21 protein-coding genes are annotated in these 22,374 nt (G+C 71.1%); 9 read left to right on the forward strand and 12 right to left on the reverse strand.

Annotation, left to right across the window (positions count from 1 at the left end; translation table 11 throughout):
- Positions 1–38: 38 nt before the first annotated feature.
- From ACFVTX_RS05355 to ACFVTX_RS05375, 5 genes are all read right to left on the reverse strand, one after another.
- The gene (locus ACFVTX_RS05355; RefSeq protein WP_386898522.1) at positions 39–3,743 is read right to left on the reverse strand and encodes an ExeM/NucH family extracellular endonuclease; all 3,705 of its coding nucleotides are present in this window, start codon (positions 3,741–3,743) and stop codon (positions 39–41) included.
- Between the two features lie 193 nt (positions 3,744–3,936).
- Complete coding sequence (locus tag ACFVTX_RS05360; RefSeq protein WP_386898737.1) at positions 3,937–6,432, reverse strand: DEAD/DEAH box helicase; 2,496 nt, start codon at positions 6,430–6,432, stop codon at positions 3,937–3,939.
- A gap of 97 nt (positions 6,433–6,529) precedes the next feature.
- Positions 6,530–7,231 carry an LGFP repeat-containing protein gene (locus ACFVTX_RS05365; RefSeq protein WP_386898523.1) on the reverse strand — a complete coding sequence of 234 codons (702 nt, stop codon included), beginning with the start codon at positions 7,229–7,231 and terminating at the stop codon, positions 6,530–6,532.
- 206 nt (positions 7,232–7,437) lie between these two features.
- Positions 7,438–8,202: a DUF1353 domain-containing protein gene (locus ACFVTX_RS05370; RefSeq protein WP_386898524.1), complete on the reverse strand. Its 765-nt coding sequence runs from the start codon at positions 8,200–8,202 to the stop codon at positions 7,438–7,440.
- A gap of 45 nt (positions 8,203–8,247) precedes the next feature.
- Positions 8,248–9,168, reverse strand: a complete 921-nt coding sequence (locus ACFVTX_RS05375; RefSeq protein WP_386898525.1) for an AEC family transporter — start codon at positions 9,166–9,168, stop codon at positions 8,248–8,250.
- 121 nt (positions 9,169–9,289) lie between these two features.
- On the opposite strand from ACFVTX_RS05375, the gene ACFVTX_RS05380 reads away from it, so the two are divergent.
- The 3 genes from ACFVTX_RS05380 (at position 9,290) to ACFVTX_RS05390 (ending at position 13,828) form a co-directional block, all read left to right on the forward strand.
- Positions 9,290–11,758 carry a phosphoketolase gene (locus tag ACFVTX_RS05380; protein ID WP_386898526.1) on the forward strand — a complete coding sequence of 823 codons (2,469 nt, stop codon included), beginning with the start codon at positions 9,290–9,292 and terminating at the stop codon, positions 11,756–11,758.
- 96 nt (positions 11,759–11,854) lie between these two features.
- Complete coding sequence (locus tag ACFVTX_RS05385) at positions 11,855–13,114, forward strand: MFS transporter (RefSeq protein ID WP_386898527.1); 1,260 nt, start codon at positions 11,855–11,857, stop codon at positions 13,112–13,114.
- Between the two features lie 99 nt (positions 13,115–13,213).
- Positions 13,214–13,828 (forward strand): GyrI-like domain-containing protein, encoded by a 615-nt coding sequence (locus ACFVTX_RS05390; RefSeq protein WP_386898528.1) that lies wholly within the window; start codon positions 13,214–13,216, stop codon positions 13,826–13,828.
- A gap of 29 nt (positions 13,829–13,857) precedes the next feature.
- Here ACFVTX_RS05390 and ACFVTX_RS05395 read toward each other — a convergent pair whose 3' ends face one another.
- The 3 genes from ACFVTX_RS05395 to ACFVTX_RS05405 all read right to left on the reverse strand — a co-directional run bounded on the left by ACFVTX_RS05395 (position 13,858) and on the right by ACFVTX_RS05405 (position 15,274).
- Positions 13,858–14,298, reverse strand: coding sequence for a VOC family protein (locus tag ACFVTX_RS05395; RefSeq protein WP_386898529.1), 441 nt, complete (start codon positions 14,296–14,298; stop codon positions 13,858–13,860).
- A gap of 80 nt (positions 14,299–14,378) precedes the next feature.
- Complete coding sequence (locus tag ACFVTX_RS05400) at positions 14,379–14,849, reverse strand: SRPBCC family protein (RefSeq protein WP_386898530.1); 471 nt, start codon at positions 14,847–14,849, stop codon at positions 14,379–14,381.
- Positions 14,846–15,274 carry an ArsR/SmtB family transcription factor gene (locus tag ACFVTX_RS05405; RefSeq protein ID WP_386898531.1) on the reverse strand — a complete coding sequence of 143 codons (429 nt, stop codon included), beginning with the start codon at positions 15,272–15,274 and terminating at the stop codon, positions 14,846–14,848. Before ACFVTX_RS05405 ends, ACFVTX_RS05400 begins: the two co-directional genes overlap by 4 nt.
- A gap of 139 nt (positions 15,275–15,413) precedes the next feature.
- Between ACFVTX_RS05405 and ACFVTX_RS05410 the strand changes: the two genes are divergently transcribed.
- Entirely contained in the window at positions 15,414–15,842 is a 429-nt protein-coding gene (locus tag ACFVTX_RS05410) for a VOC family protein (RefSeq protein ID WP_386898738.1), read from the forward strand.
- Between the two features lie 30 nt (positions 15,843–15,872).
- On the opposite strand, the gene ACFVTX_RS05415 is transcribed toward ACFVTX_RS05410, so the two are convergent.
- On the reverse strand, positions 15,873–16,325 hold the full coding sequence (locus ACFVTX_RS05415) for a MarR family winged helix-turn-helix transcriptional regulator (protein ID WP_386898532.1): 453 nt from the start codon (positions 16,323–16,325) through the stop codon (positions 15,873–15,875).
- Positions 16,326–16,442: 117 nt separating this feature from the next.
- Here ACFVTX_RS05415 and ACFVTX_RS05420 point away from each other — a divergent pair, with 117 nt between their 5' ends.
- Complete coding sequence (locus tag ACFVTX_RS05420; protein ID WP_386898533.1) at positions 16,443–17,654, forward strand: MFS transporter; 1,212 nt, start codon at positions 16,443–16,445, stop codon at positions 17,652–17,654.
- Between the two features lie 56 nt (positions 17,655–17,710).
- Entirely contained in the window at positions 17,711–18,547 is an 837-nt protein-coding gene (locus tag ACFVTX_RS05425; RefSeq protein ID WP_386898534.1) for an aldo/keto reductase, read from the forward strand.
- A gap of 74 nt (positions 18,548–18,621) precedes the next feature.
- Here the strand turns inward: ACFVTX_RS05425 and ACFVTX_RS05430 are convergent, their stop codons facing one another.
- The 3 genes from ACFVTX_RS05430 to ACFVTX_RS05440 all read right to left on the reverse strand — a co-directional run bounded on the left by ACFVTX_RS05430 (position 18,622) and on the right by ACFVTX_RS05440 (position 19,769).
- The gene (locus ACFVTX_RS05430) at positions 18,622–18,960 is read right to left on the reverse strand and encodes a zf-TFIIB domain-containing protein (RefSeq protein ID WP_386898535.1); all 339 of its coding nucleotides are present in this window, start codon (positions 18,958–18,960) and stop codon (positions 18,622–18,624) included.
- Between the two features lie 173 nt (positions 18,961–19,133).
- Positions 19,134–19,340: a cold-shock protein gene (locus ACFVTX_RS05435; protein WP_159602901.1), complete on the reverse strand. Its 207-nt coding sequence runs from the start codon at positions 19,338–19,340 to the stop codon at positions 19,134–19,136.
- A 225-nt stretch (positions 19,341–19,565) separates the two neighbouring features.
- Positions 19,566–19,769, reverse strand: a complete 204-nt coding sequence (locus ACFVTX_RS05440) for a cold-shock protein (protein WP_022888560.1) — start codon at positions 19,767–19,769, stop codon at positions 19,566–19,568.
- Between the two features lie 338 nt (positions 19,770–20,107).
- Here ACFVTX_RS05440 and ACFVTX_RS05445 point away from each other — a divergent pair, with 338 nt between their 5' ends.
- The 3 genes from ACFVTX_RS05445 to ACFVTX_RS05455 all read left to right on the forward strand — a co-directional run bounded on the left by ACFVTX_RS05445 (position 20,108) and on the right by ACFVTX_RS05455 (position 22,321).
- Complete coding sequence (locus ACFVTX_RS05445) at positions 20,108–20,656, forward strand: VanZ family protein (protein ID WP_386898536.1); 549 nt, start codon at positions 20,108–20,110, stop codon at positions 20,654–20,656.
- Positions 20,657–20,706: 50 nt separating this feature from the next.
- Positions 20,707–21,135, forward strand: a complete 429-nt coding sequence (locus ACFVTX_RS05450) for a DUF2510 domain-containing protein (RefSeq protein ID WP_386898537.1) — start codon at positions 20,707–20,709, stop codon at positions 21,133–21,135.
- A 73-nt stretch (positions 21,136–21,208) separates the two neighbouring features.
- Complete coding sequence (locus tag ACFVTX_RS05455; RefSeq protein WP_386898538.1) at positions 21,209–22,321, forward strand: YbdK family carboxylate-amine ligase; 1,113 nt, start codon at positions 21,209–21,211, stop codon at positions 22,319–22,321.
- Positions 22,322–22,374: the final 53 nt, after the last annotated feature.

Genomic DNA, 22,374 nt, shown 5'->3' on the forward strand with positions numbered 1-22,374 from the left:
CGGCCCCGGGCTCGCGCCCGGGGCCGTCGTGGTCGGGGTCAGCCGATGTTCAGCGTGAACGAGCTCGTCGTGCCCGTGCTCGGAACGACGACGGCGAACCGCTGCACGCCCGAGAGCCCCGCGGGAACCTGGAACTCGACCGTCGCCTTGCCGATCTCGTCGACCGTCGGCGTGTAAGCCCGGTCGACCGGCGAGGTGTCGAGCACGGTGGCGCCGTGCCGGACCTCGACGGTGCCCGCGGCCGGCTCGGTGCGGCTGAAGTCGAGCGACGACAGGTTCACCGTCACCGTCTCGCCGGGCGCGTAGGTGCCGTCGCCGACGACCGCCACGCCGACCGCACGCTGCGCCGGGTCGGGCGTGATCGTCTTGGCCGGGGCCGCGGCGAAGTAGTCGACCATCGCGGCGAGGTCGACCTTGCCGCTGTCGGCCTTCTCCGTGCCCAGCGTGAGGGCGGTGAAGTTGTCGCCGCCCGCCGCCAGGAACGCGTTCGCCCCGATCGTGTAGGTCGCGCCCAGGTCGATCGGCTGCCCGCCGAGGAACATCTCGGTGATGCGGTTGCCCGGCGTTCCCAGCGGGTTGTAGGTGTAGGTGAACTCCTTGTTGACGCCGAGTTTCAGGAACGGACGCGAGGCGCCCGCGGGCTGCCACTGCTGCTCGAGCACCTGCTTCACCTCGGAGCCCTTGAGCTTGAGGGTCACCAGGGTGTTCGCGAAGGGCTGCACGTCGGCGGCCTCGCGGTAGGTCACCGATCCGCTCGCCAGGTCGGCCCGCAGGCCGCCCGGGTTCATGAACGCGATCTGCACCCCGCGCGGCTGGTCGGAGTTGAGCGACCAGAGCTGCACGTCGGCCACGAGGTTGCCGAGCGTCGACTCGCCGCCACGGTTCTCGGGGAACGACGGCGCACCGACGGGGTTCGCCGCCACAGCACGACCGAAGTCGGCGGTCGCGGTGCCGAGCTCGACGCTGCCGAGCACGTTGGCCACGGCCACGGCCTCGTCGACGATCGGCTTGACGGCCGGGTCGTCGGCGTAGAGCGCCGTGGTGCCGTCCATGAGGGTGCGGATCTCGTTCTTCATCGTGAACGACTTCGACTTCTTGTCGTACGTGATGTCCATGACCGAGAAGCGCTCGCCGTACTGCCCGCTCGAGATCACCGGTCGCCCGTCGATCACGTGGTTGTAGGCGAGGTGGGTGTGACCCGAGACGATCGCGTCGACGTTGTCGTTCGCGCCGAGCACGATCTTGCCGAAGCGCGAGGCGGGGTCGGTCGCGGACGCGAGCGACGTGGTCGCGGCGCCCTCGTGCACGAGCAGCACCACGATGTCGGCCTCGCCGTTCTCCTGCTTGCCGTCGCTGAGCTGGTCGGCGACGCGATTGACCGCGATGGTCGGCTCCTCGATGACGAGGCCCTCGATGCCCGCGGGGCTCACGAGCGACGGGAGCTCGTCCGTCACCGCGCCGATGAAGCCGATCGTCACACCCTGGTAGGTCTGGGTGTAGTACTCGGGCAGCGCGGCGGAGCCGTCGGCGTTGCGCACGTTGGCGCCCAGGTACTCCCAGAGCGCGAGCGGCATCACCCGGTCGGTGAGGTCGGCGAAGCCCTGGTCGAACTCGTGGTTGCCGACGGCGCTCACGTCGAGGCCGGCGGCGTTCAGCGCCTCGATCGTCGGCGTGTCCTGCTGGATGAAGGACGTGAACGTCGACGCGCCGATCATGTCGCCTGCGGCGGCGAAGATCGTGTTCGGGTTGCCCGCTCGGATCTGCTTGACCGCGGTCGAGAGTGCGGCGATGCCGCCGGACGGCGTGGCCTGCTCGATGCGCCCGTGGAAGTCGTTCACCGTGACGAGGTCGATGTCGACCGTGCCGGGCAGCTGCTGGGTTCCGACGCCCACGACGATCGGGTCGTGGTCGCTCGATCGGTAGGGCGTGCCCGCCTCGGCGGCCGTGCCCCAGTACTCGCGCTGCGACCACTCGGGCGAGTTGATCGTCCAGACGCCGGCGCCGGTGACCCGGTCGGCGGCCGCGGGCGACGCGATCACGTGGTCGAGCGAGCCGAGCTCGCCGTCGAACGTGTACGTGTACTGCCCGCGCGCGGAGGTGAAGAGCAGGTCGCTCCAGCCGGCGTCGGTGAAGACCTTGATCGGGGCCTCCTTGGCGTACGAGTTGAAGTCGCCGACGAGGTACACCGCGTTCTTGCGGCCCTCTGAGAGCGTGTTCGCGAACGCCAGGAGCGACTGCGCCTGCTCGACGCGCTCGCCGTTGTACGGGTCCTGTCCGGTCTCGGGCGTCGGGTCGGCCGGGTTGTTCGACTTCGACTTGAAGTGGTTCGCGACGACCGTCACGAACGACTTGCCGTACTTGAACGTCTGCGCGATCGGCTCGCGCGCGATGTCCCACACGGTCTCGTCGATGACCGTCTTGGCCTCGCCCGACGGCTTCACGACGTCGCGCTTGTAGATGATCGCGTTCGTGATCACGTCGGTGATCGCCGCGTCCTTCAGCGCGTCGGGGGTGCGCACGTAGTCCCACACCCGCGAGCCCGCGGCGGTGTTCAGGCCGGCCACCAGGTCGGCGAGCGCCTCGTCGGCCTTCTCGCCGAGCTTGACCGAGTTCTCGATCTCCTGGAGGGCGACGACGTCGGCGTCGAGGCCGTTGATGGCCGTGACGATCTTCGACTTCTGGATCGCGAACTCCGCAGCCGTCGTGGCGCCGCGCGCCTCTGGGTTCTGCGTCGTGAGGGTCGTGAAGTAGTTGAGCACGTTGAACGCCGCGACCGTGATGTCGCCGCCGACGGCGGGCGCCGTGGCGGGGCGCGGGTTGCCCGCGGTGAATGTCGGCTTGGACGCCGCAGGGCTCGCGTCGTTCAGCGGTGTGGGCGGTTGCACGCGCCACTGGTTGAACTCGAAGCTCAGCACGCCGCCGCCGGCGGGGAAGTTCACGGTGTCGCCGTTGCGCACGACCGTGTTCTTCGTGAGGTACGGCTGGTCCCCGGGGTGCGCCGCGTTGTCGACGCGGATGCTGTAGCCGTCGTCGAGGAGGAGCCGCGCGTTGTTGTTCGCCGTGGTGACGCCGTTCGCGGTCGTCGAGCCCGGCGCGCCGGTCTCGAACGCCTCGACGGGCATGGCGCTGCCGGCGCTCGTCCAGATCTCGCCGAAGTTCTGCGCGTTGTGCGTGGAGACGAGCCGGTACGTGCCCGTCGGTCGCACGAGCATGCCCTCGAACGCCTCGCGCGCACTGCCGAGCACGGTCGCGGCGAGTGCGGTCGGGGCCGGCGAGCCGACTCCGAGCTGCACGACCTCGACAGACGCCCCCGCGCCCGAGGCGTTGATCCGAGTGACCGTGCCCTGTTCCTGCACCAGCCCGCTCACGCGCACCAGGTCGCCGATCGCGAAGGCGGGCGTGGACGCGGCGCCGACCGACACGAAGATGCCGTCGGATGCGCCCGGCGTGGTGTCGGGACCGGGGGTCTGGAGGTAGAAGCCCGCGTAGCCGCCGACGCGGTGGTCCGCGGTCACGACGCCCTCGACGGTCACGGGCGTGTTGACGACCGGCGAGGCCGAGCCGGTGCCCTGCACCTGGGCGATGGTGTGGGTCACGGGTACGGCGTGCGCCGGCGCGGCGCCCAGGAGCGACAGGCCGACGGCCGACGCCGTGGCGAGTGCGGCGACCGCGACGACGCGACGGGGCGCCCTCCGGACGGCATCGGCGCGAGCGGGTTCTGCGCCGGGGGAACGTTGCTTCATTGCATGATCTCCTCTGCATGACGATGCCGGAGTTCGCGATGCTCGCTTCGGCGTTCGCGTTCGCCGCCGTCGGGTATCGGGCAGACGATGAGAGCAGCATAGGCTCGCGTCACCGGGAGCGGAAGGGGCTGGCGCCGACTCCGCGCCCGCCTGAGGGTCTCGATACGCTTCGCTCCTCGACCGCCGGAGAGGACTACAGCCGCACGACCTCCGTCACGCGCACGACCGCCGCGCCCTCCTCGGCCGAGGCCTCGAGGTCGACCTCGGCGCGGATGCGCCAGTCGTGATCCCCGGCGGGGTCGTCGATCGTCTGCTCGACCCGCCAGATCCCGCTCGCGGCATCCGACTCGTCGATGGCGACGAGCCGCGGCGAGCGCGCCGCCGGCCCCGTGCCGATCTCGTCGTGCTCGTCGTAGTAGCGGTCGAGCACGCCGGGCCAGCCGACCTCGGGGTCGAGCTCGGCGAGCTCCTCGTCGCGTTCGAGCGCGGCGAGCTGGACCCGTCGGAACAGCTCGTTGCGCACGAGCACCGTGAACGCGCGGCGGTTCGTGACGACCGAGGGCGGCGCGGGCGGCACGACCGGCTGCCCGTCCTCGGGGAGGTGCTTCGACGGGTCGATGAGTTCAGCCCACTCGTCGACGAGGCTCGAGTCGACCTGCCGCACGAGCTCGCCGAGCCACTCGATCACATCGAGCAGCTCCTCGTCCTTCGCATCGTCGGGCACCGTCTGCCGGATCGCGCGGAACGCGTCGGAGAGGTAGCGCAGCACGAGCCCTTCGCTGCGGGCGAGCTGGTACTGCGAGACGTATTCTCCGAACGACATGCTGCGCTCGAACATGTCGCGCACGACCGACTTCGGCGAGAGCGCGAAGTCGCGCACCCACGGCTGGCTCGACGCGAAGGTCTCGAACGCCTGGTGCAGCAGTTCGTCGAGCGGCTTCGGCCAGGTGACCTCCTCGAGCAGTTCCATGCGCTGCTCGTACTCGATCCCCTCCTGCTTCATCGCGGCGACCGCCTCGCCGCGGGCCTTGAACTGCTGCTGCGAGAGGATCGGACGCGGGTCGTCGAGGGTCGACTCGATGATCGAGACGACGTCGAGGGCGTAGTGCCCCGTCGCGATCCCGGTGCCGGGGGCGGCGTCGGGGTCGAGCAGGTCGATCGCGGCGAGCGCGAACGGCGAGAGCGGCTGGTTGAGGGCGAAGTTCGGCTGCAGGTCCACGGTGAGGTGCAGTTCGACGCCGAGGGGATGCCCCGTGGCATCCGCCGAGGGGGCGATGACGACGACCTCCGCGTCGCGCAAGGTGCGCAGGATCTCGAGCGCGCGCCGTGCGAGCTCGAACCGCCGCGACCGGCTCTCGTGGTTGTCGAAGACGAGGGCGCGGATGTCGCCGACGACGTCGCCGCCCCGCGCGATCACGTTGATGAGCATGGCCGCGGTGAGCTTCAGGTGCGGGGTGAGCGCCTCGGGCACCGCCACGATGAGCCGTTCGAAGCTCGTCTCGCTCCACGTCACGAAGCCGGCCGGCGCCTTCTTGCGCACCACCTTCTTGAGCTTCTTCGGGTCGTCGCCCGCCTTGCGCAGGGCCGTCTCGTTCTCGATCTCGTGCTCGGGCGCGAGCACGACGACGGTGCCGGCGGTGTCGTAGCCCGCGCGCCCCGCGCGCCCCGCGATCTGGTGGAACTCGCGGGCGCTGAGCTGGCGCATCCGCTGTCCGTCGAACTTCGAGAGCGCGGTGATCAGCACCGAGCGGATGGGCACGTTGATGCCGACGCCGAGGGTGTCGGTGCCGCAGATGACCCGGAGCAGACCCCGCTGGGCGAGGGTCTCGACGAGTCGGCGGTAGCGCGGGAGCATCCCGGCGTGGTGCACGCCGATCCCGGCACGCACGAGCCGCGACAGCGTCTTGCCGAACGCCGTCGTGAAGCGGAACCCGCCGATCGCCTCGGCGATCTCGTCGCGCTGCTCGCGCGTGACGACCCGGATCGAGGAGAGCGCCTGCGCCCGCTCCATCGCGGCCGCCTGCGAGAAGTGCACGATGTAGATCGGCGCCTGCCGGGTCTCGAGGAGCTCCTCGACCGTCTCCTGGACGGCGGTCTTCGCGTACGAGAAGTGCAGCGGGACCGGCCGCTCGACGCCCGTGACCTGCGCGGTCTGCCTGCCGGTGCGGCGCGAGAGGTCGGCGGCGATGTCGTCGACGTCGCCGAGCGTCGCCGACATGAGGATGAACTGCACCTTCGGCAGGGTGATGAGCGGCACCTGCCAGGCCCAGCCGCGGTCGGCGTCGCCGTAGAAGTGGAACTCGTCCATGACGACCTGGTCGACGTCGGAGTCGGCGCCGTGCCGCAGCGCGAGGTTCGCGAGGATCTCGGCAGTGCAGCAGATGATCGGCGCATCGGAGTTCACCGAGCTGTCGCCCGTCACCATGCCGACGTTCGACGCCCCGAAGATCTCGACGAGCTGGAAGAACTTCTCGCTCACGAGCGCCTTGATCGGCGCCGTGTAGTAGGTGCGCCCGCCGCGGGCGACGCACGTCGCGTGCGCGGCGACCGCGACGAGCGACTTGCCCGTGCCCGTCGGCGTCGACAGGATCACGTTCGCACCCGACACGATCTCGATGACCGCCTCGTCCTGCGCGGGGTAGAGCGAGAGGCCGCGGTCGCCCGCCCAGTCGACGAAGGCGTCGTACATCGCATCGGCGTCGTACGGACGGGGCACGCGGTCGAGCAGGGGCTGGGTCACCCGTCGAGTCTGTCACGGGCGCGCCGCCGAGCCGTCGCCGCCGCGGTCAGTCGTTCGGGGCGAACGCCGGCGTCAGCCGCCCGAGGCGTCGCTCGGTCGCGGGGTCGAGCGCGCCCGTCGCGGCTGCGGCGACGCCCGCCGCGTCGGATGCCCCATCGGATGCCTCGGCGCCGATGATCTCGACGCCCGCGCCGCCCGCCGACGACCAGACGATCCGGCCGTGCTCGAAGCGCGCCGACTGCACGCCGTCGTCGTCGATCGTCGTGTCGTCGACCGGCATGCCGAGCGCCCCGCGTTCCCAGCCGAGCAGAGCCCAGATGTCGCGCACCATGCCGCGCACGACGATCGAGCCGAGCTCAGGGGTCCAGTAGAGCGAACCGCCCTCGAAGTGCGCGTGACCGCCCGGGCGTTCTGTTCCGTCGGGCCGGCGGACGGGACCGGAGTCGGTCGTCGGAAACCCGAGCACCGAGGCTTCGGCGCCGAGCGACGCCCAACGCGCTGCGACGGGGCCGTGCACCTCGTGCGCGCCGGTGCGGCTCGACCAGCACACGTCCCCGGCGGTGAAGCGACGACGGTACTGCTGGCCGTCGCCGAGCCGGTCATGGCGGCCCAGTGCGTCGCCGAGCCAGTCGTGCTCGATCCGCTTCGCCCCGATCGCCGCGACGGCGACGAGGAAGAGATCGGCTGGTGGCGGCGCATCGCTCGGCGCACGTTCGGCCCGCAGCGGCGCGCTCATCCATTCGGCCATGGCCGATCCTCTCGTTCGCTCGGGCTTCGTGCGCGAACCGGGATCGTGCCCGGTGGAACAGGGAAGCCGGCCGCGCCTCGTATTCGGGTACGAGACGCTGGCCGGCCTGGGATCACCGGGAGTCCGCGCTGACAGTTCCCCCTGCGGTGCGCGGCGGTGATCGTTGACCACGATACGGAGAGCCGGGTGCCTGGTAGGGATCAGGGTTAACCCTGAACTTCGCCGCCGCTCTCCCGCCGCGGCCGAACCGTCGGCCGCCACACCTCCCCCGGTCGACCGCCGGTGACGAGCTCGACGGCCGCCTCGGCGAGCCGGAACGGCACGAGCGCCGCGAGCTGCAGCAGCACGAGCGGACCGAACAGGGCGAGCGAGAAGGTGAGCGTCGCGACGAGTCCGGCGAGCCGCCCGTGCACGAGCGAGAGCACGGCGACCGCCGGCCAGACGAGCAGCCACAACGGGTTCGCGAACGCGGCGACCACGGCCGCGAGCAGCACGAGCGCACCGAGCACCGACTGCACGACGAGGGCCCACCCCCGCGCTCCCCCGAACTCGCGCTCGCGGTCGGCCGACACCCAGGCCCACATCAACTGCGCACGCAGCAGCGGCACCCCCTGCTCGCGGAGCGCGGTGCGGAACACCCGGTCGTCGTCGCGCCGCTGCGCGAGCGCCGCCCGTCGGTCGCCGAGCGCCGCCGCCGCCCGCGATCGGGCGTCGTGCAGCACGGCCGGCGCCGACTGGCGCCCGTAGCTCGCGATCATGCCCCAGAGCGGCGTCGGCACCGAGGCGAGATCGGTCGCGGCCCCGGCGAACGGGTCGGATGCCTCGCCGCGGGCCGGGACCCGGAAGCGTCGGCCCGTCTCGGGGTCGAGGTACACGAGCGCCGCGGTCAGCTCGAAGCTCGCGGCATCCGTCGGGCGCTGCGCGAGGCCGAGCTCGGCGAGCGGTTCGCCCTCGTCGGTGAGGAAGGGCACATCGACCTCCTTGGCTCGCGACCATCATGCCGCGAGCCGGCGACGTCAGCCGAGCAGCAACGCCAGGCCGAGCAGGACCGGCAGGCAGCCGACGGTCGTGATGAACACGGTGTCGCGCGCGACGATCTCCGCCGTCTCGTAGCGCTGGGCGTAGTTGAAGACGTTCTGCGCCGTCGGCAGGGCGGCGAGCACCGTGACGGCGTAGAGGGCGGTCTCGTCGAGCCCGAACACGAAGCGGCCGAGCAGGTACGCCGTCGCCGGCATCACGACGAGCTTCAGCAGCGAGGCGAGCAGCACGTCGCGGCGGCCGGTGCCCGCGGCGAGCAGCCGCTGCCCTGTCAGCGAGAGCCCGAACGAGATGAGCATGAGCGGGACGGCCGCGTGCCCGAGCAGTTCGATCGGCTCGAGCACGACGGGCGGCAGCTCGACGCCCGACACCGCGACCGCGACGCCCAGGAGCGAGCCGACGATGATCGGGTTCGTGAGGGTGCCCCGCACGATCTGCCAGACGGAGGTGCGCCCCTCCACCCGGGCGCCGAGGATCGCGAGGGCGACCGGGGCGAACAGCAGCAGTTGCAGGAGCACGATCGGCGCCGAGTAGGCGGCGTCGCCGAGCATGTACACGGCGATCGGGATGCCGAAGTTGTTGCCGTTGACGTAGCCCGAGGCGAGCGAGCCGACGACGGTGCGGGCGAGGTCGCGGCGCCAGACGAGCATCGAGACGAGCGCGAACACGAGCATCATCGCGACCGCGGCGAGCGCGGAGACCGGCAGCAGGGCCGAGAACAGCGCACCGACGTCGGCAGTCGCGAGCACGGAGAAGAGGAGGAACGGGGCGAGCACGCTGAAGTTCAGCCGGGCGAGGATGGGGCGCGCCTCAGGCCCCACGACACCGGTGCGGCCGGCGAGCCAGCCGACGAACACGGCGAGCGCGATCACCGCGAATCCCGTGAGCACCGATTCCATCGCCCCGAGCCTAGCCGCGACGCGACGGCGGGCCCGGCGCGCCGAGGCGGCCGAGGCTGGCCACGCGCCGTGCGCCCGACCTAGGCTCGGGGTGGCGGGACGATCGAACGGGGTGGGGACGATGGCCGGAGCTGACGGACGAGCGGTGCGAGGATCGGGCGACGACCAGGAGCCGTCCGCCCACGGGGCTCGGGGCTCGGTGCCGCTCGAACTCGTGGACCGCTGGTGGCGGGCCGCGAACTACCTGAGCGTCGGGCAGATCTACCTGAAGCGCAACCCGCTGCTCGACGAGCCGCTCGACCGCGACGACATCAAGCCGCGACTGCTCGGGCACTGGGGCACCTCCCCCGGGCTCAACCTCGTCTACGCGCACCTCAACCGGGCGATCGTCGAGCGGGGCACCCCGACGCTCTACGTGTGCGGCCCCGGCCACGGCGGCCCCGCGATGGTCGCGAACACCTGGCTCGACGGCACCTACTCCGAGCTGTTCCCGCAGGTCACGACCGACCGCGAGGGCATGGCCGGGCTCTTCCGGCAGTTCTCGTTCCCGGGCGGCATCCCCTCGCACGCGGCGCCCGAGACGCCCGGCTCGATCAACGAGGGCGGTGAGCTCGGGTACTCGCTCATGCACGCCTACGGCGCGGCGCTCGACAACCCCGGCCTCGTCGTCGCCTGCGTCATCGGCGACGGCGAAGCCGAGACGGGGCCGCTCGCCGCGAGCTGGCGCGGCCATGCGTTCCTCGATCCCGAGACCGACGGCGCGGTGCTGCCGATCCTGCACCTGAACGGCTACAAGATCGCGAACCCGACCCTGCTCGCCCGCATCCCCGAGTCCGAGCTCGTCGAGTTCCTGCGCGGCCACGGCTACGAGCCGCTGCTCGTCACGGGCGGCTTCGACGGCGAGGACCCGATGGCGGTGCACGCGCGCATGGCCGACGCGATCGACGTCGCATACGACCGCATCGCCGCGATCAGGGCGGATGCCTCGGCCGGCGCCTTCGCCGATCGTGCGGCCCGGTGGCCCGCGATCGTGCTGCGCACCCCGAAGGGCTGGACGGGGCCGCGCGTCGTCGACGGCGTGCAGGTGGAGGGCACGTTCCACGCCCACCAGGTTCCGCTCGCGGGTGTGCGCGAGAACCCCGAGCACCTCGCGATGCTCGACGACTGGCTGCGCTCCTACCGGCCCGAGGAGCTCTTCGACGATGGCGGGCGCCCCGTGGCCGAGCTCGACGCGCTGCGACCGTCCGGCGAGCTGCGGATGAGCGCGAGCCCGCACGCGAACGGCGGCATCGTGCGCCCGATCGGGCTGCCGCCGACCCGGCCCCACGCGCTCGACGTGCCGGCGGGCGGGCGCGGCTCGACCGGCGAGGCGACGCGCGTGTTCGGCGCGTGGCTCGCCGACGTCATGCGCGAGAACCCCGACTCGTTCCGGCTGTTCGGCCCCGACGAGGTGCTGTCGAACCGGCTCGGCGCGGTGTTCGAAATGACCGATCGTGTGTGGGCCGAGGCGCTGCATCCGCTCGACGAGCACCTCGCCCGGCGCGGCCGGGTCATCGAGGCGCTCAGTGAGCATCTCATGCAGGGCATGCTCGAGGGGTACCTGCTCACGGGCCGGCACGGACTGATCACGAGCTACGAGGCCTTCGTCCACATCGTCGACTCGATGTTCAACCAGCACGCCAAGTGGCTCGAATCGGCCCGCGAGGTGCCGTGGCGCGAAGACGTCGCGAGCCTCACGTACCTGCTCTCGTCGCACGTGTGGCGGCAGGACCACAACGGCTTCTCGCACCAGGACCCGGGCTTCCTGAACGTCGTCGTCAACAAGCAGGCCGAGATCGTGCGGGTGTCGCTGCCGCCCGACGCGAACACCCTCCTCGCGACGATGCGGCACGCGTTCGGCACGCGCAACCGCGTCAACGTCGTCGTCGCGGGCAAGCAGCCGCAGCAGCAGTGGCTCTCCCCCGACGAGGCCGACGCCCACGTCGCCGCAGGGCTCGGGGTGTGGTCCTGGGCGGGCAACGAGCCCGGGTTCGACCCGGCCGACCCCGAGGCATCCGAACCCGATGTGGTGCTCGCGTGCGCGGGCGACGTGCCGACCGTCGAGGCGATCGCCGCGGCGCAGCTGCTGCGCGAGCGGCTGCCCGATCTGCGCGTGCGCCTCGTCAACGTCGTCGACCTGATGCGGCTGCAGGACCGCTCGCGGCACCCGCACGGGCTGACCGACGAGCAGTTCGACCGGGTGTTCACCCGATCGAGGCCGGTGATCTTCGCGTTCCACGGCTACCCGTCGCTCATCCACCAGCTCACCTACCGTCGCACCAACCACGCGAACCTGCACGTGCGCGGCTTCGCCGAGCGCGGCACGACGACGACGCCGTTCGACATGTTGCACCTCAACGAGCTCGACCGGTACCGCCTCGCACTCGACGTCGTGCGCCGGGTGCCCGGCCTCGCGGAGCGCCCGGGATCGGAATCGCTCGCAGAGGAGTGGCAGGCCGCCCGCGACTCGGCGCGCGCGTACGCCTACGAGCACGGCGAGGACCCCGCGTGGATCACCGACTGGCGGTTCGAGGCGCGGCGCGACGCCTGAGGGTCGCCCGGCGCGGGACGGCACATCGGCAGGATGTCCTGCCTCGATGACCGGATTCCGCCATGGGTAAGGATTCCTTACTGCTACTTTCGACAGATGCCGACCGTCTCCTCCGCCCGCTGGGCGCTCATGGCCCAGTTCGCCCTGTTCGGCCTCATCCAGGTCTCGTGGATGAGTCGGATGCCGTCGATCCGCGACGCCCTCGAGCTCACCTCGCTGCAGCTCGGCTCACTGCTCATCATCGGCGGTCTCGGCTCGCTCATCGGCGCGCTCACGGTCGGTGCGATCATCGCTCGATTCGGCAGCCGCAACGTGCTCATCGCGGGCATCGTGGGCAACGTCGTCGGCTTCGGCCTGGATGCCACGGGGCTGCTCGGCTTCGGACTCGGATTCTTCATCGCCGGCATGGCGGTCAACGGCGTGTGCGGCGCGCTCGTGAACGTGCCGATCAACATCAACGCGGCCGCCGTCGAGCAGCGCCTCGGCAAGGCCGTGCTGCCGCAGTTCCACGCGGCCTTCTCGATCGGCGCCGCGCTCGGAGCGCTCGTCGCGGCGGGCTTCGCGTTCGCCGGGGCCCACGTCGCGATGCAGATCCTCGTCGTCACCGCGGTCGTGACCCTGCTGCGCGCACTGCTCGTCGCGCCGGCGACGACGCTCACCTCGCAGGCACCGGTCACCACGGCCACGGGATCGGTCGACGCGCTCTCGACGCGCGAGCGCAACCGGAGCGCCGTGCGCTCGGCGCTGGGCGCGTGGCTCGAACCCCGTACGCTGCTGCTCGGCGTGGTGCTGCTCGCCGCCTCGCTCGCGGAAGGAGCGGCAACCACGTGGATCTCGCTCGCGGTCGTCGACGGCTTCGCCGCCGCGGAGGCGACGGGAGCGATGGCGTACGGCACCTTCGTCGGAGCGATGACGGTGTTCCGATTCATCGGCACCGGGCTCATCGACCGATTCGGGCGCGTCACGGTGCTGCGCGCCTCCGGCCTCTCCTCGCTCGCCGGCCTCCTGCTCTTCGTCTTCGGCCCCGACCTCGCTGTGGCCTGGATCGGCCTCGTGCTCTGGGGCTGCGGCACCGCGCTCGGCAACCCGATCGCGATCTCCGCGGCCTCCGACGACCCCGCACGCGCCGGCCAGCGCGTCTCGGTCGTGACCTCGTTCTCGACGATCTCCTCCCTCGCCGCGCCGCCGCTGTTCGGGCTGCTCGCCGACGAGGTCGGGGCCCGCTCGGCGCTGCTCGTGGTGGGCGCCGTCATCATCCTGAGCCTCGCCGTCGCCGGGCAGGCGCGGCGGCGGCCGACCCCCGGCGAGACGACGCCGGCGACGCCGACCGCGCCGACCGCCGTCGTCGACGCCTGACGCGCAGGCCGCCGACCCTGGCGCCCGGCGGGTGCGCACTGGATCGACACCCGACCCGGTCCCGATGTCGGTGTCGGTGGTGCCCGGGAGGATGGCCGGATGGCGACGACGAAGTTCGATCCGAAACGTGAGATCCCGAGCTACACCGCCGCGCACGGCCGCTTCGACCTCGTCGAGGTGCCGCCGTTGCGCTACGCGATGGTCGACGGCGAGGGCGATCCCAACACGGTGCCCGAGTACGCCGCTGCGGTCGAGGCGCTCTACGCGGTCTCGTATGCGGCGAAGTTCCAGAGCAAGCGGGAGCTCGAGCTCGACTACGTCGTCGGCCCGCTCGAGGGGCTGTGGAGCGCGGACGACCCGTCGACCTTCGTGACCCGCGAGAAGTCGGCCTGGAGCTGGACGATGATGATCTGGCAACCCGACTGGCTGACTCCCGAGGTGCAGGAGGCCGCGATCGCCAAGGCGCTCGCGAAGGCCCCGGCCGTCGCGCGGCTGCGATTCGAGACGCTCGACGAGGGGCTCTGCGTGCAGACCCTGCACCGCGGCGCCTACGACGACGAGGGCCCGACGCTCGCGCGCCTGCACGACGAGTTCATGCCCGCCGAAGGCCTGCGCTTCGACGGACGGCACCACGAGGTCTACTTCGGCGACCCGCGGCGCTCTGCGCCTGAGAAGCTCCGGACGATCCTGCGGCAGCCGGTCGCGCGGGTCTGAACGCGACTTCACGCCCGCAGCTCGCTCGCTCAGTACTCCTGTTCGGCGCCGAATCGCTGTCGCGCCTCGACCGGGATGAGCGGCCGCTCGGCGCGGGCCTTGATCTGCTGCACCGACCAGGTGTTGCCGTCTGGGTCGGCGAAGCCGAAGAAGGTGCCGCCGTCGCGCGGGTCGATCACCTGGATCGGGCTCGCGTCGACGCCGCGCTCGACGAGCTCGGCACGAGCAGCCTCGGCGTCGGCGACGACGAGCTGCACGCCCTTCAGCGAGCCGGGCGCCATCTCCTGCTGCGAGGGCAGCGAGCCGATCACGATCGAGCAGCCCGAACCGCGCGGGGTCAGCTGCGCGATCTCCAGGTGCTCGGTCACGGTGTGATGGTCGAGGTCGAACCCGACGCGATCGCGGTAGAACTCGATCGACCGCTCGATGTCGCTGACGGGCAGGATGACCACTTCCAGGGTCCAGTCCATGATGCGCTCCGTTTCTTGTCGGTGCTTCGGTCGGTCCGGGTCGCCCACGAGCGGACGCAGGCGGCCCGGAGGTGGTGAAGTCAGCCGACGAGGCCGTCGAGCCGGGCGTAGCCCTCGGTCAGGCCGGTCTCCATGCCGCTCGCGACCATGCCGTCGCGGGCTTCGACCGTCGGGTAGACCGAGTGGATGCGCAACTTCGAGCGGCCGTCGCCGAGGTCTTCGAAGGTCATCGACTCGATGGCCACCACGTCGGGGTAGCCCTCGAACTCGAAGGTCTGGATCGCGAGCTCGTTCTCGCGCACCGAGTGGAACGTGCCGTTGAACGCCCAGGCGTCGCCCTTCTCGTCGGTGTGCACGTAGCGGTAGCCGCCCTGCGAGACGAAGTCCCAGCGCTCGATGTCCATCTCGTAGCCGTTCGGCCCGAGCCACTGCTTGACGAGCGCGGGGTCGCGATGCGCGTTGAACAGCGCCTCGACGGGGGCTGCGAACTCGCGCTCGATCTCGATGAAGGGAAGCCCCTCGGGGGCGGTGATGGTGACGGGGTTCGTCATTGTCCTGTCTCTTTCCTGTGCGGCGCGGCCAGCCGGCCGCGCTCGGAGAGGTCGCCGACCTGGTCGGCAGTGGATGCCGCGGCGTTGGCGCCGCGGTCATCGGCGAGCAGCGCGTCGAGTGAACGGAACTGCTGCTCGTGGATCAGCCGGTAGCGGTCGATCCACGCGGTGAGTGCTTCGAGTGCGGCCGGGTCGAGGTGCACGGGTCGGCGCTGCGCGTCGCGCGTTCGCGTGACGAGCCCCGCCTGCTCGAGCACCTGGATGTGCTTCGAGACGGCCTGCTTGCTGATCTCGAACGGTTCGGCGAGTTCGTTGACCGTGGCCGACCCACGGCTGAGCCGGGCGATGATGCGACGGCGAACGGGGTCGGCGAGTGCCATGAAGGCGCGATCGAGCCGGTCGTCCGCATCGGGGTTCACGATCATCACGCCTCCTCAACCAACTCATTGATCAACTGAATGATTGATTAAAGATACCGCCGCGAACCGACCTCGTCAAGGGGTCTTGCGGCGCGGGCCGCGAGCGAGAATCATCGGCCATGACCGCACCAGGCGAAAGGAACGCATCATGGCTCGGCTGAACCCGTACATCAACTTCCTCGACAACGCCCGCGCGGCGCTGGAGTTCTACCAATCGGTGTTCGGCGGCGAGCTGACCGTCAGCACCTTCGCCGAGTACGGGCAGGCCGACGATCCCGCCGACGCCGACAAGGTCATGCACGGGCAGCTCGAGGGCGACGGCGGCATCCTGCTGATGGCGGCCGACACCCCGAGCCACATGCAGCCCGCCGCGGAGACGAGCAACATCTCGATCTCGCTCTCCGGGCCGTTCGCCGATGACGCGACCCTCCGCGGCTACTGGGAGAAGCTCTCGACGAGCGGCGCGGTGACGGTGCCGCTCGAGGTCGCGCCGTGGGGCGACGCATTCGGCATGTGCGTCGACGGATTCGGCGTCAACTGGCTCGTGAACATCGGCGGCCCCGCGCAGGGCTGATCACTCCCGCACGACGGTCGCGGAGCGGGTTCAGCCGGCGACGGGCGCCGCGATGTGCAGCGCGTCGACGACCGGCGCGAGCTCGGGCTGCGCGGCCGCCTCGGCAAGCACGCGCTCGAGCGTCTCGTCATGGATCGGGCGGGCCTGCTCGTAGAGCGCCAGGCCTGCCGGAGTGAGCTCGGTGTAGATGCCACGCCGGTCGTCGGCGCAGAGGATGCGCGTGAGCAGCGCCCGGTCCTCGAGGCGATTGACGAGCCGGGTCGTCGCGCTCGGACTGAGTGCCGCCGCGCGGGCGAGCTGCTGCATGCGCATGTGCCAGCCGTCCTGCCGGTTCAGCGCGTCGAGCACGGTGTACTCGACGACCGAGAGATCGACGGATGCCCCGAGCGCGCGCTCGAGCTCGGACTCGATCAGGCCGTGCAATGCGGCGAGCGTGCGCCACCCCTGTGCGCGCACTTCGACGGCGTCGTCGGCGATCCCCATGCTGCCTCCTCGAATTTAGTTGCTTGCGCTTTGTATTTGCGTATGCAAGTATTAACGTCGCTTGCGCAATAGAGCGCGCTTGCAACTAATTCCCTCCACTCTAGCAGGAGCTTCGCCATGCCACTCGGACTCATCGCACTCGCCATCGGCGGATTCGGCATCGGACTCACCGAGTTCGTCATCATGGGACTGCTGCCCGAGGTCGCGACCGACTTCGGCGTGAGCGAGGCGACCGCCGGCTGGCTGATCTCGGGCTACGCCCTCGCGGTGGTCGTCGGCGCGCTCGGGCTCACGGCCGCCACCATCCGTCTCCCCCGCAAGCCCGTGCTCATGGGCCTGCTCGTGCTGTTCATCGCCGGCAACGCCGTCTCGGCGCTCGCGCCGAGCTACGAACTCATGATGACCGGCCGCGTCATCGCCGCACTCTGCCACGGCGCCTTCTTCGGCATCGGCTCGGTGGTCGCGGCGAACCTCGTCGCCCCCGAGAAGGCCGCGGCCGCCATCGCGATCATGTTCACCGGGCTGACGGCCGCGAACGTGCTCGGCGTGCCGTTCGGCACCTTCATCGGCCAGCAGTTCGGCTGGCGTGCGACCTTCTGGGCGATCACCGCGATCGGCGTCGTCGCCCTGGCGGGCATCGCCGGACTCGTGCCGAGCCTGAGGTCCGCCGGACCCGCGCCGAGCCTGCGCCGCGAACTCGGAGCGTTCCGCTCAGGGCAGGTGTGGCTCTCCCTCGCCGTCACCGTGCTCGGCTTCGGCGGCATGTTCGGCGCCTTCACCTACATCGCCTTCACCCTCACCGAGGTCAGCGGCTTCGCCGCCGGCGCCGTGCCCTGGCTGCTCGTGCTGTTCGGCGCCGGGCTCGTGGTCGGCAACTGGGCCGGCGGTCGCCTCGCCGATCGCTCCATCGACGGCACCCTGCTCGCCTTCATCGCCGCCCTCGTCGTCGTGCTCGCCCTCTTCGGCTGGCTCGCCGCCGGCCCGGTCGCGACGGTCGTGCTGCTCGTGCTCATGGGTGCGTTCGGCTTCGGCACGGTGCCGGGCCTGCAGAGCCGGGTGATGCGCTTCGCCGCCGGGGCGCCGACGCTCGCCTCGGGCGCGAACATCGCGGCGTTCAACCTCGGCAATGCGCTCGGCGCGTGGGCCGGCGGCCTCACGATCGCCGCCGGCCTCGGCTTCACCTCGCCCATCTGGGTGGGCGCCGGGATCACACTCGCAGCGCTCGTCGTCATGACGATCGCCGCCGCGACCGCCCGACGAGCAACGCGAGCGGATGCCTCCGCGCCGAGCTTCCCCGCGACCTCCCCGACCCCCGTGCCCACCGCATGACCTCGGCGCACCGCGCCGCCTCCCTCCCCCGCTCGATCGACCAGGAAAGCGAATCCATGACCACCACCACCCTGCCCACCGTCACCCTCAACAACGGCGTGCAGATGCCGCAGCTCGGCTTCGGCGTCTTCCAGGTGCCCGACGCCGAGACGACCGAAGCGGTCGCCGCCGCCCTCGACGCGGGCTACCGGAGCATCGACACCGCCGCGATCTACGGCAACGAGGCGGGCGTCGGCCGCGCCCTCGCCGAGTCGGGGATCGCGCGCGACGAGCTGTTCGTCACGACGAAGGTGTGGAACTCCGAGCAGGGCTTCGACACGACCCTCCGGGCGTTCGACGCGAGCCTCGGTGAGCTCGGGCTCGACCGCCTCGACCTCTACCTGATCCACTGGCCGACGCCCGAGCGCGACCGCTTCGTCGACACCTGGCGGGCGCTCGAGCGCCTGCTCGACGAGGGGAGGGTGCGGGCCGTCGGCGTCTCGAACTTCGAGCCGGCCCACCTCGAGCGGCTCATCTCCGAGACCGGCACCGTGCCGGCCGTGAACCAGATCGAACTGCACCCCGCCCTGCAGAATCGCGCGACGGTCGCGGCGAACGCCCGCCACGGGATCGTCACCGAGGCGTGGAGCCCGCTCGCGCAGGGCGCCGTGCTCGGCGAGGCATCCGTCACCGCGATCGCCGCGCGACTCGGCGTGACGCCCGCGCAGGTCGTGCTCCGCTGGCACCTGCAGCAGGGCCGGGTCGTGATCCCGAAGTCGGTGACGCCGGCGCGGATCGCCGCGAACTTCGACGTGTTCGGCTTCGAGCTCACCGATGACGACCTCGCCGCGATCGACGCCCTCGAGCGCGACGGCCGCACGGGCCCCCACCCGGCGGAGTTCAACGCGGCCTGATCCGCCGCACGAACGACGAATGCCGCGCCGACCGCCCGAGTGGCGGCCGACGCGGCATCCGCGTGTTCGGTGGTTCAGTCGAAGAGATCGGAGAGCCAGCTCTCCTTCTTCTTCTTGCGGGCGTAGCCCTGGTCGCCGTAGCCGCGGTTGTCGTACCCACGGTTGTCGTACCCGCGGTTGTCGTACGGCTGCTGGTACTGCTGCTGCCCGTACGCGGCCTGCTGCGGCTGCGCCGGAGCCGCCGGAGCCACGGGAGCCGCCTGCGCGCCACCGAACTCGCGGCCGGCGCGCTCGACGATCTTGTCGAGTTCGCCGCGGTCGAGCCACACACCGCGACAGGTCGGGCAGTAGTCGATCTCGATGCCGCTGCGCTCGCTCATCACGAGCACGGTTCCGTCACTGGGGCACTGCATGGGGGCTCCTCCTTCGGGGCCGACCGGGGCCGGGCGGTCGATATGGTCCGATCGTAGGGAGCGAACCTTTGAAGACCCTCAGGGCAGGGAGCGCGAAAACGACGGATGCCCCGGCGCAGCCCCCGTGGAACGGGAGTGCGCCGAGGCATCCGGAGCGAAACTCTGGAGAGAACTCAGCCGATGACGGTGATGTTCTCCGCCTGCAGGCCCTTGGGGCCGCGGGCGGTCTCGAACTCGACCTTCTGGTTCTCCTCGAGCGAGCGGTAGCCGCCCGATGCGATCGCGCTGAAGTGCGCGAAGACATCGGCGCTGCCGTCGTCGGGAGCGATGAAGCCGAAGCCCTTGTCGGCGTTGAACCACTTGACGGTTCCGGTTGCCATATTCATTTCCTTCTGTAGAGCCGCACCGCCTGGGCGATGCGACGTGCACGACCGTGAGGACGTGCGAGTTCCCGTCGACGACGTCCGCCGCCGGGAGCGCAGGCCGTTCGTGCAGAGCACGAGGGCCGGCACGCCCGACGTTACCCGGTGAAACTGTGACCTCGCCCGGATACGACGAACGCCGCCGCAGCACGAGGCTGCGACGGCGTTCAAACGCCGACGACCTTAGAGGCCGCGGATGTTCTCCGCCTGGAGACCCTTCGGGCCCTGAGCGACGTCGAATTCGACCTTCTGGCCCTCTTCGAGCGAGCGGTAGCCGTTGCCCGAGATCGCGCTGAAGTGCGCGAAGACGTCGGCCGAGCCGTCGTCGGGAGCGATGAAGCCGAAGCCCTTTTCGGCGTTGAACCACTTGACGGTTCCGGTTGCCATACTGCTGTCCTTCTGTCCTGATGGGCCGCTGGTGCAAGCCCGATGCGATCGACGGTCGATCGCTGCCCCGCGCGGCGGGTTGCCGACGGAGCGGGGGCGAGGGGCGGTGTGCACTCAGGCATCCGCCGTCTCGTATCGGGTCATGCCACGCGGATCGGTCCGCCTCCGGGCAATCAGATGGAGGCGCGGGCAAGCGCCCGCTTGATGGAGGAATCAGTGAGGATACTGTATCGGCTTCCGCGCCCAAAAACACGGGTCGCGACCGGATTGTGACGTTCGGATCGGACACCCTGTGGATAACCAGCCCGTTCGAAGGTTCGCTGGTGGAGAATCGGGGCATGGATCGCCGCCCCCTCGGTCTCGTCGCTGTCGCGTATGCGGCGCTCGTGCTGTGGGCGACCGTCGGCCCTGCGCCGTGGAGCACCACCGGCAATCAGGTCGACGGCGGCATCCTCAACGTCGACGCCTGGACGGCGCAGGTGACCTGGGGCACCGGCTACCTCAGCGAGATCGCGTTCAACGTGGCCCTCTTCATCCCGGTCGGCGCGCTCGCAGCCCTGCTCCTCCCCCGCCGGGCGTGGCCGTTCGCGTTCCTCGTCGGTCTCGCATTCACGACGGTCATCGAGCTCATCCAGCTGCCCGAGCCCGACCGCATCTCCGACCCGCGCGACCTCGTCATGAACACGGCGGGTGCGGTGCTCGGCGTGCTGATCGTGCAGGCGGCGCGCATGGTGCGCCGGGCGGGCGCGGTCGCCGCGTCCGCGGTGGTCGCGCCGTCGGCGACGCTCGGCCTCGAACCCACTGGCGAGCCCGTGCCCGCCGACTCGGCGCACGACCACGAACCGGTGCTCGCCACCATGGGGAGTTCTGCCGATCGCATCGCGTGACGGGTGGCGATACTCTCGTCGAATGACCCTTCCCGACGCCGCGGCCGCGAATGGCTGAGCGCTCGGCCGGCTGGTACGACGACGAGGCGGACGCCACCTGGTTGCGGTACTGGGACGGCCGCAGCTGGACCCCGCACACGGCCCCCCGGTCCGACTCCCCCGAACCGTCGCCGACGCCGTCGATGACCGAGTCCGCACCGTCGCTCGCGCCCGACGAGACCTCCACGCCCCTCCTCGCCACCGACGAAGACCTCGCCCGACTCGTCACGCAGACGCTCCGACTGGTGCCCGAGCACACGACGGTGCCGATGCCGCACGGTCAGCCCGTGGCATCCGCATCGCTGCTCTCGACGCGGGCGATGGGTTCGGCCGCCGGTCTCTCCCGCGCCCACGTGACGCTGCTCACCGTCGTGGCGCTCGTCGCCGGCTCGCTCGTGATCACGCTCACCTCGAGCGCCGCGCTGCTGCTGCTCGCCTGACGCCGTCGGGCGGCGCTCGGCCCTTGACGCGCACGCCTCCGGTGAGGAGAGTGAGCATCGGGCAGGAGCCGAGATGACCACCTTCGGCATCGAGGAGGAGTTCGTCTTCCTCGATCGGGACACGATGCGGCCGGCGGACGTCGCCGAAGACGCCTTCGCGCACCTCGCCGCCGATCCGCGATGGCGGCCGCTGGCGCATCGCGAGTTCCTCGCCGCGCAGGTCGAGCACGCCTCGGCCGTCTTCACCAGAACGTCCGAGGCGCAGGAGGCCCTCGTCGGGTTCCGCCGCGAGGTCGCCGCGGAGGCCGCACTCGCGGGCGTCGTGGCGGCGAGCGTCGGCTGCCCGCCCGATGCGCTGCCGTTCCCGACGATCACGGCGACGCCGCGCTACCTGCGCATCGTGCACGACATGGCCGGCGTGATCGCCGACCACCAGATCCAGGGGCTGCACGTGCACGTCGGCATCGACGACCGCGAGCAGGGGGTGCGTGCGCTCAACGCGATCCGCACGTGGTTGCCCCTCATCTCTGCGCTCACGGGCAACTCGCCCGTGTGGCGCGGGCACGACACCGGATTCGAGAGCTGGCGCAACGTCGGCCAGCGGCGGTGGACGACGACGGGCTGCCCGCCCGAGTTCCGCGACGCGGCCGACTACGAGCGGCGGCTCGAACGGCTCGTCGGAATCGGCGGAATGAAGGACCACGCGATCATCATGTGGAGCGCGCGGCTCTCAGAGCACGTGCCGACGGTCGAGGTCAGGGTCGCCGACGCGCAGCTCGAGGCGTGGTCGGCCGTGCTCGTCGCCGTGCTCTGCCGGGCGCTCGTCGACAGCGTCGTCGACGCGTCGCTCGGCGCCGCCGCGTCCGTCGTTCCGGCCGGGGCGGCGGCTCCCGGCCCCGAACTGCTGGATGCCGCGTTGCTGCACTCGGCCCGCACGGGCGTCACCGCGCTCGTGCTCGACCCGGTGCTCGGCGAGCTGCGCCAGGCCGACGAGGTGCTCGACCGGGCGCAGTCGCTGCTTGCGCCCGCCCTGGAGGCGAACGGGGATGCCGAGCTCGTGGCGCAGGGCTTCGCACGTGTTCAGCGTGAGGGGACGGGCGCGACGCGGCAGCGCGCGGCGTTCGGTGCGGGCGGGCTGCCCGCGTTGCGGGAGCTCTACGCGGAGACGTTCGCGGCCGAGCGCTGAACCGCGTGCACGCGGGCGCGCACCGCGCACCGCGCACTGCCCACCGCCGACGC

This window comes from Agromyces sp. NPDC058136 (genome assembly GCF_042884375.1).
Lineage (GTDB): Bacteria > Actinomycetota > Actinomycetes > Actinomycetales > Microbacteriaceae > Agromyces.

Coding starts and splice junctions, on each gene's coding strand:
- ACFVTX_RS05355 (WP_386898522.1), bottom strand. CDS start 3,743: ATGAAGCAACGTTCCCCCGGCGCAGAACCCGCTCGCGCCGATGCCGTC.
- ACFVTX_RS05360 (WP_386898737.1), bottom strand. CDS start 6,432: ATGTACGACGCCTTCGTCGACTGGGCGGGCGACCGCGGCCTCTCGCTC.
- ACFVTX_RS05365 (WP_386898523.1), bottom strand. CDS start 7,231: ATGGCCGAATGGATGAGCGCGCCGCTGCGGGCCGAACGTGCGCCGAGC.
- ACFVTX_RS05375 (WP_386898525.1), bottom strand. CDS start 9,168: ATGGAATCGGTGCTCACGGGATTCGCGGTGATCGCGCTCGCCGTGTTC.
- ACFVTX_RS05380 (WP_386898526.1), top strand. CDS start 9,290: ATGGCCGGAGCTGACGGACGAGCGGTGCGAGGATCGGGCGACGACCAG.
- ACFVTX_RS05385 (WP_386898527.1), top strand. CDS start 11,855: ATGCCGACCGTCTCCTCCGCCCGCTGGGCGCTCATGGCCCAGTTCGCC.
- ACFVTX_RS05390 (WP_386898528.1), top strand. CDS start 13,214: ATGGCGACGACGAAGTTCGATCCGAAACGTGAGATCCCGAGCTACACC.
- ACFVTX_RS05395 (WP_386898529.1), bottom strand. CDS start 14,298: ATGGACTGGACCCTGGAAGTGGTCATCCTGCCCGTCAGCGACATCGAG.
- ACFVTX_RS05400 (WP_386898530.1), bottom strand. CDS start 14,849: ATGACGAACCCCGTCACCATCACCGCCCCCGAGGGGCTTCCCTTCATC.
- ACFVTX_RS05405 (WP_386898531.1), bottom strand. CDS start 15,274: ATGATCGTGAACCCCGATGCGGACGACCGGCTCGATCGCGCCTTCATG.
- ACFVTX_RS05415 (WP_386898532.1), bottom strand. CDS start 16,325: ATGGGGATCGCCGACGACGCCGTCGAAGTGCGCGCACAGGGGTGGCGC.
- ACFVTX_RS05420 (WP_386898533.1), top strand. CDS start 16,443: ATGCCACTCGGACTCATCGCACTCGCCATCGGCGGATTCGGCATCGGA.
- ACFVTX_RS05425 (WP_386898534.1), top strand. CDS start 17,711: ATGACCACCACCACCCTGCCCACCGTCACCCTCAACAACGGCGTGCAG.
- ACFVTX_RS05430 (WP_386898535.1), bottom strand. CDS start 18,960: ATGCAGTGCCCCAGTGACGGAACCGTGCTCGTGATGAGCGAGCGCAGC.
- ACFVTX_RS05435 (WP_159602901.1), bottom strand. CDS start 19,340: ATGGCAACCGGAACCGTCAAGTGGTTCAACGCCGACAAGGGCTTCGGC.
- ACFVTX_RS05440 (WP_022888560.1), bottom strand. CDS start 19,769: ATGGCAACCGGAACCGTCAAGTGGTTCAACGCCGAAAAGGGCTTCGGC.
- ACFVTX_RS05445 (WP_386898536.1), top strand. CDS start 20,108: ATGGATCGCCGCCCCCTCGGTCTCGTCGCTGTCGCGTATGCGGCGCTC.
- ACFVTX_RS05450 (WP_386898537.1), top strand. CDS start 20,707: ATGGCTGAGCGCTCGGCCGGCTGGTACGACGACGAGGCGGACGCCACC.
- ACFVTX_RS05455 (WP_386898538.1), top strand. CDS start 21,209: ATGACCACCTTCGGCATCGAGGAGGAGTTCGTCTTCCTCGATCGGGAC.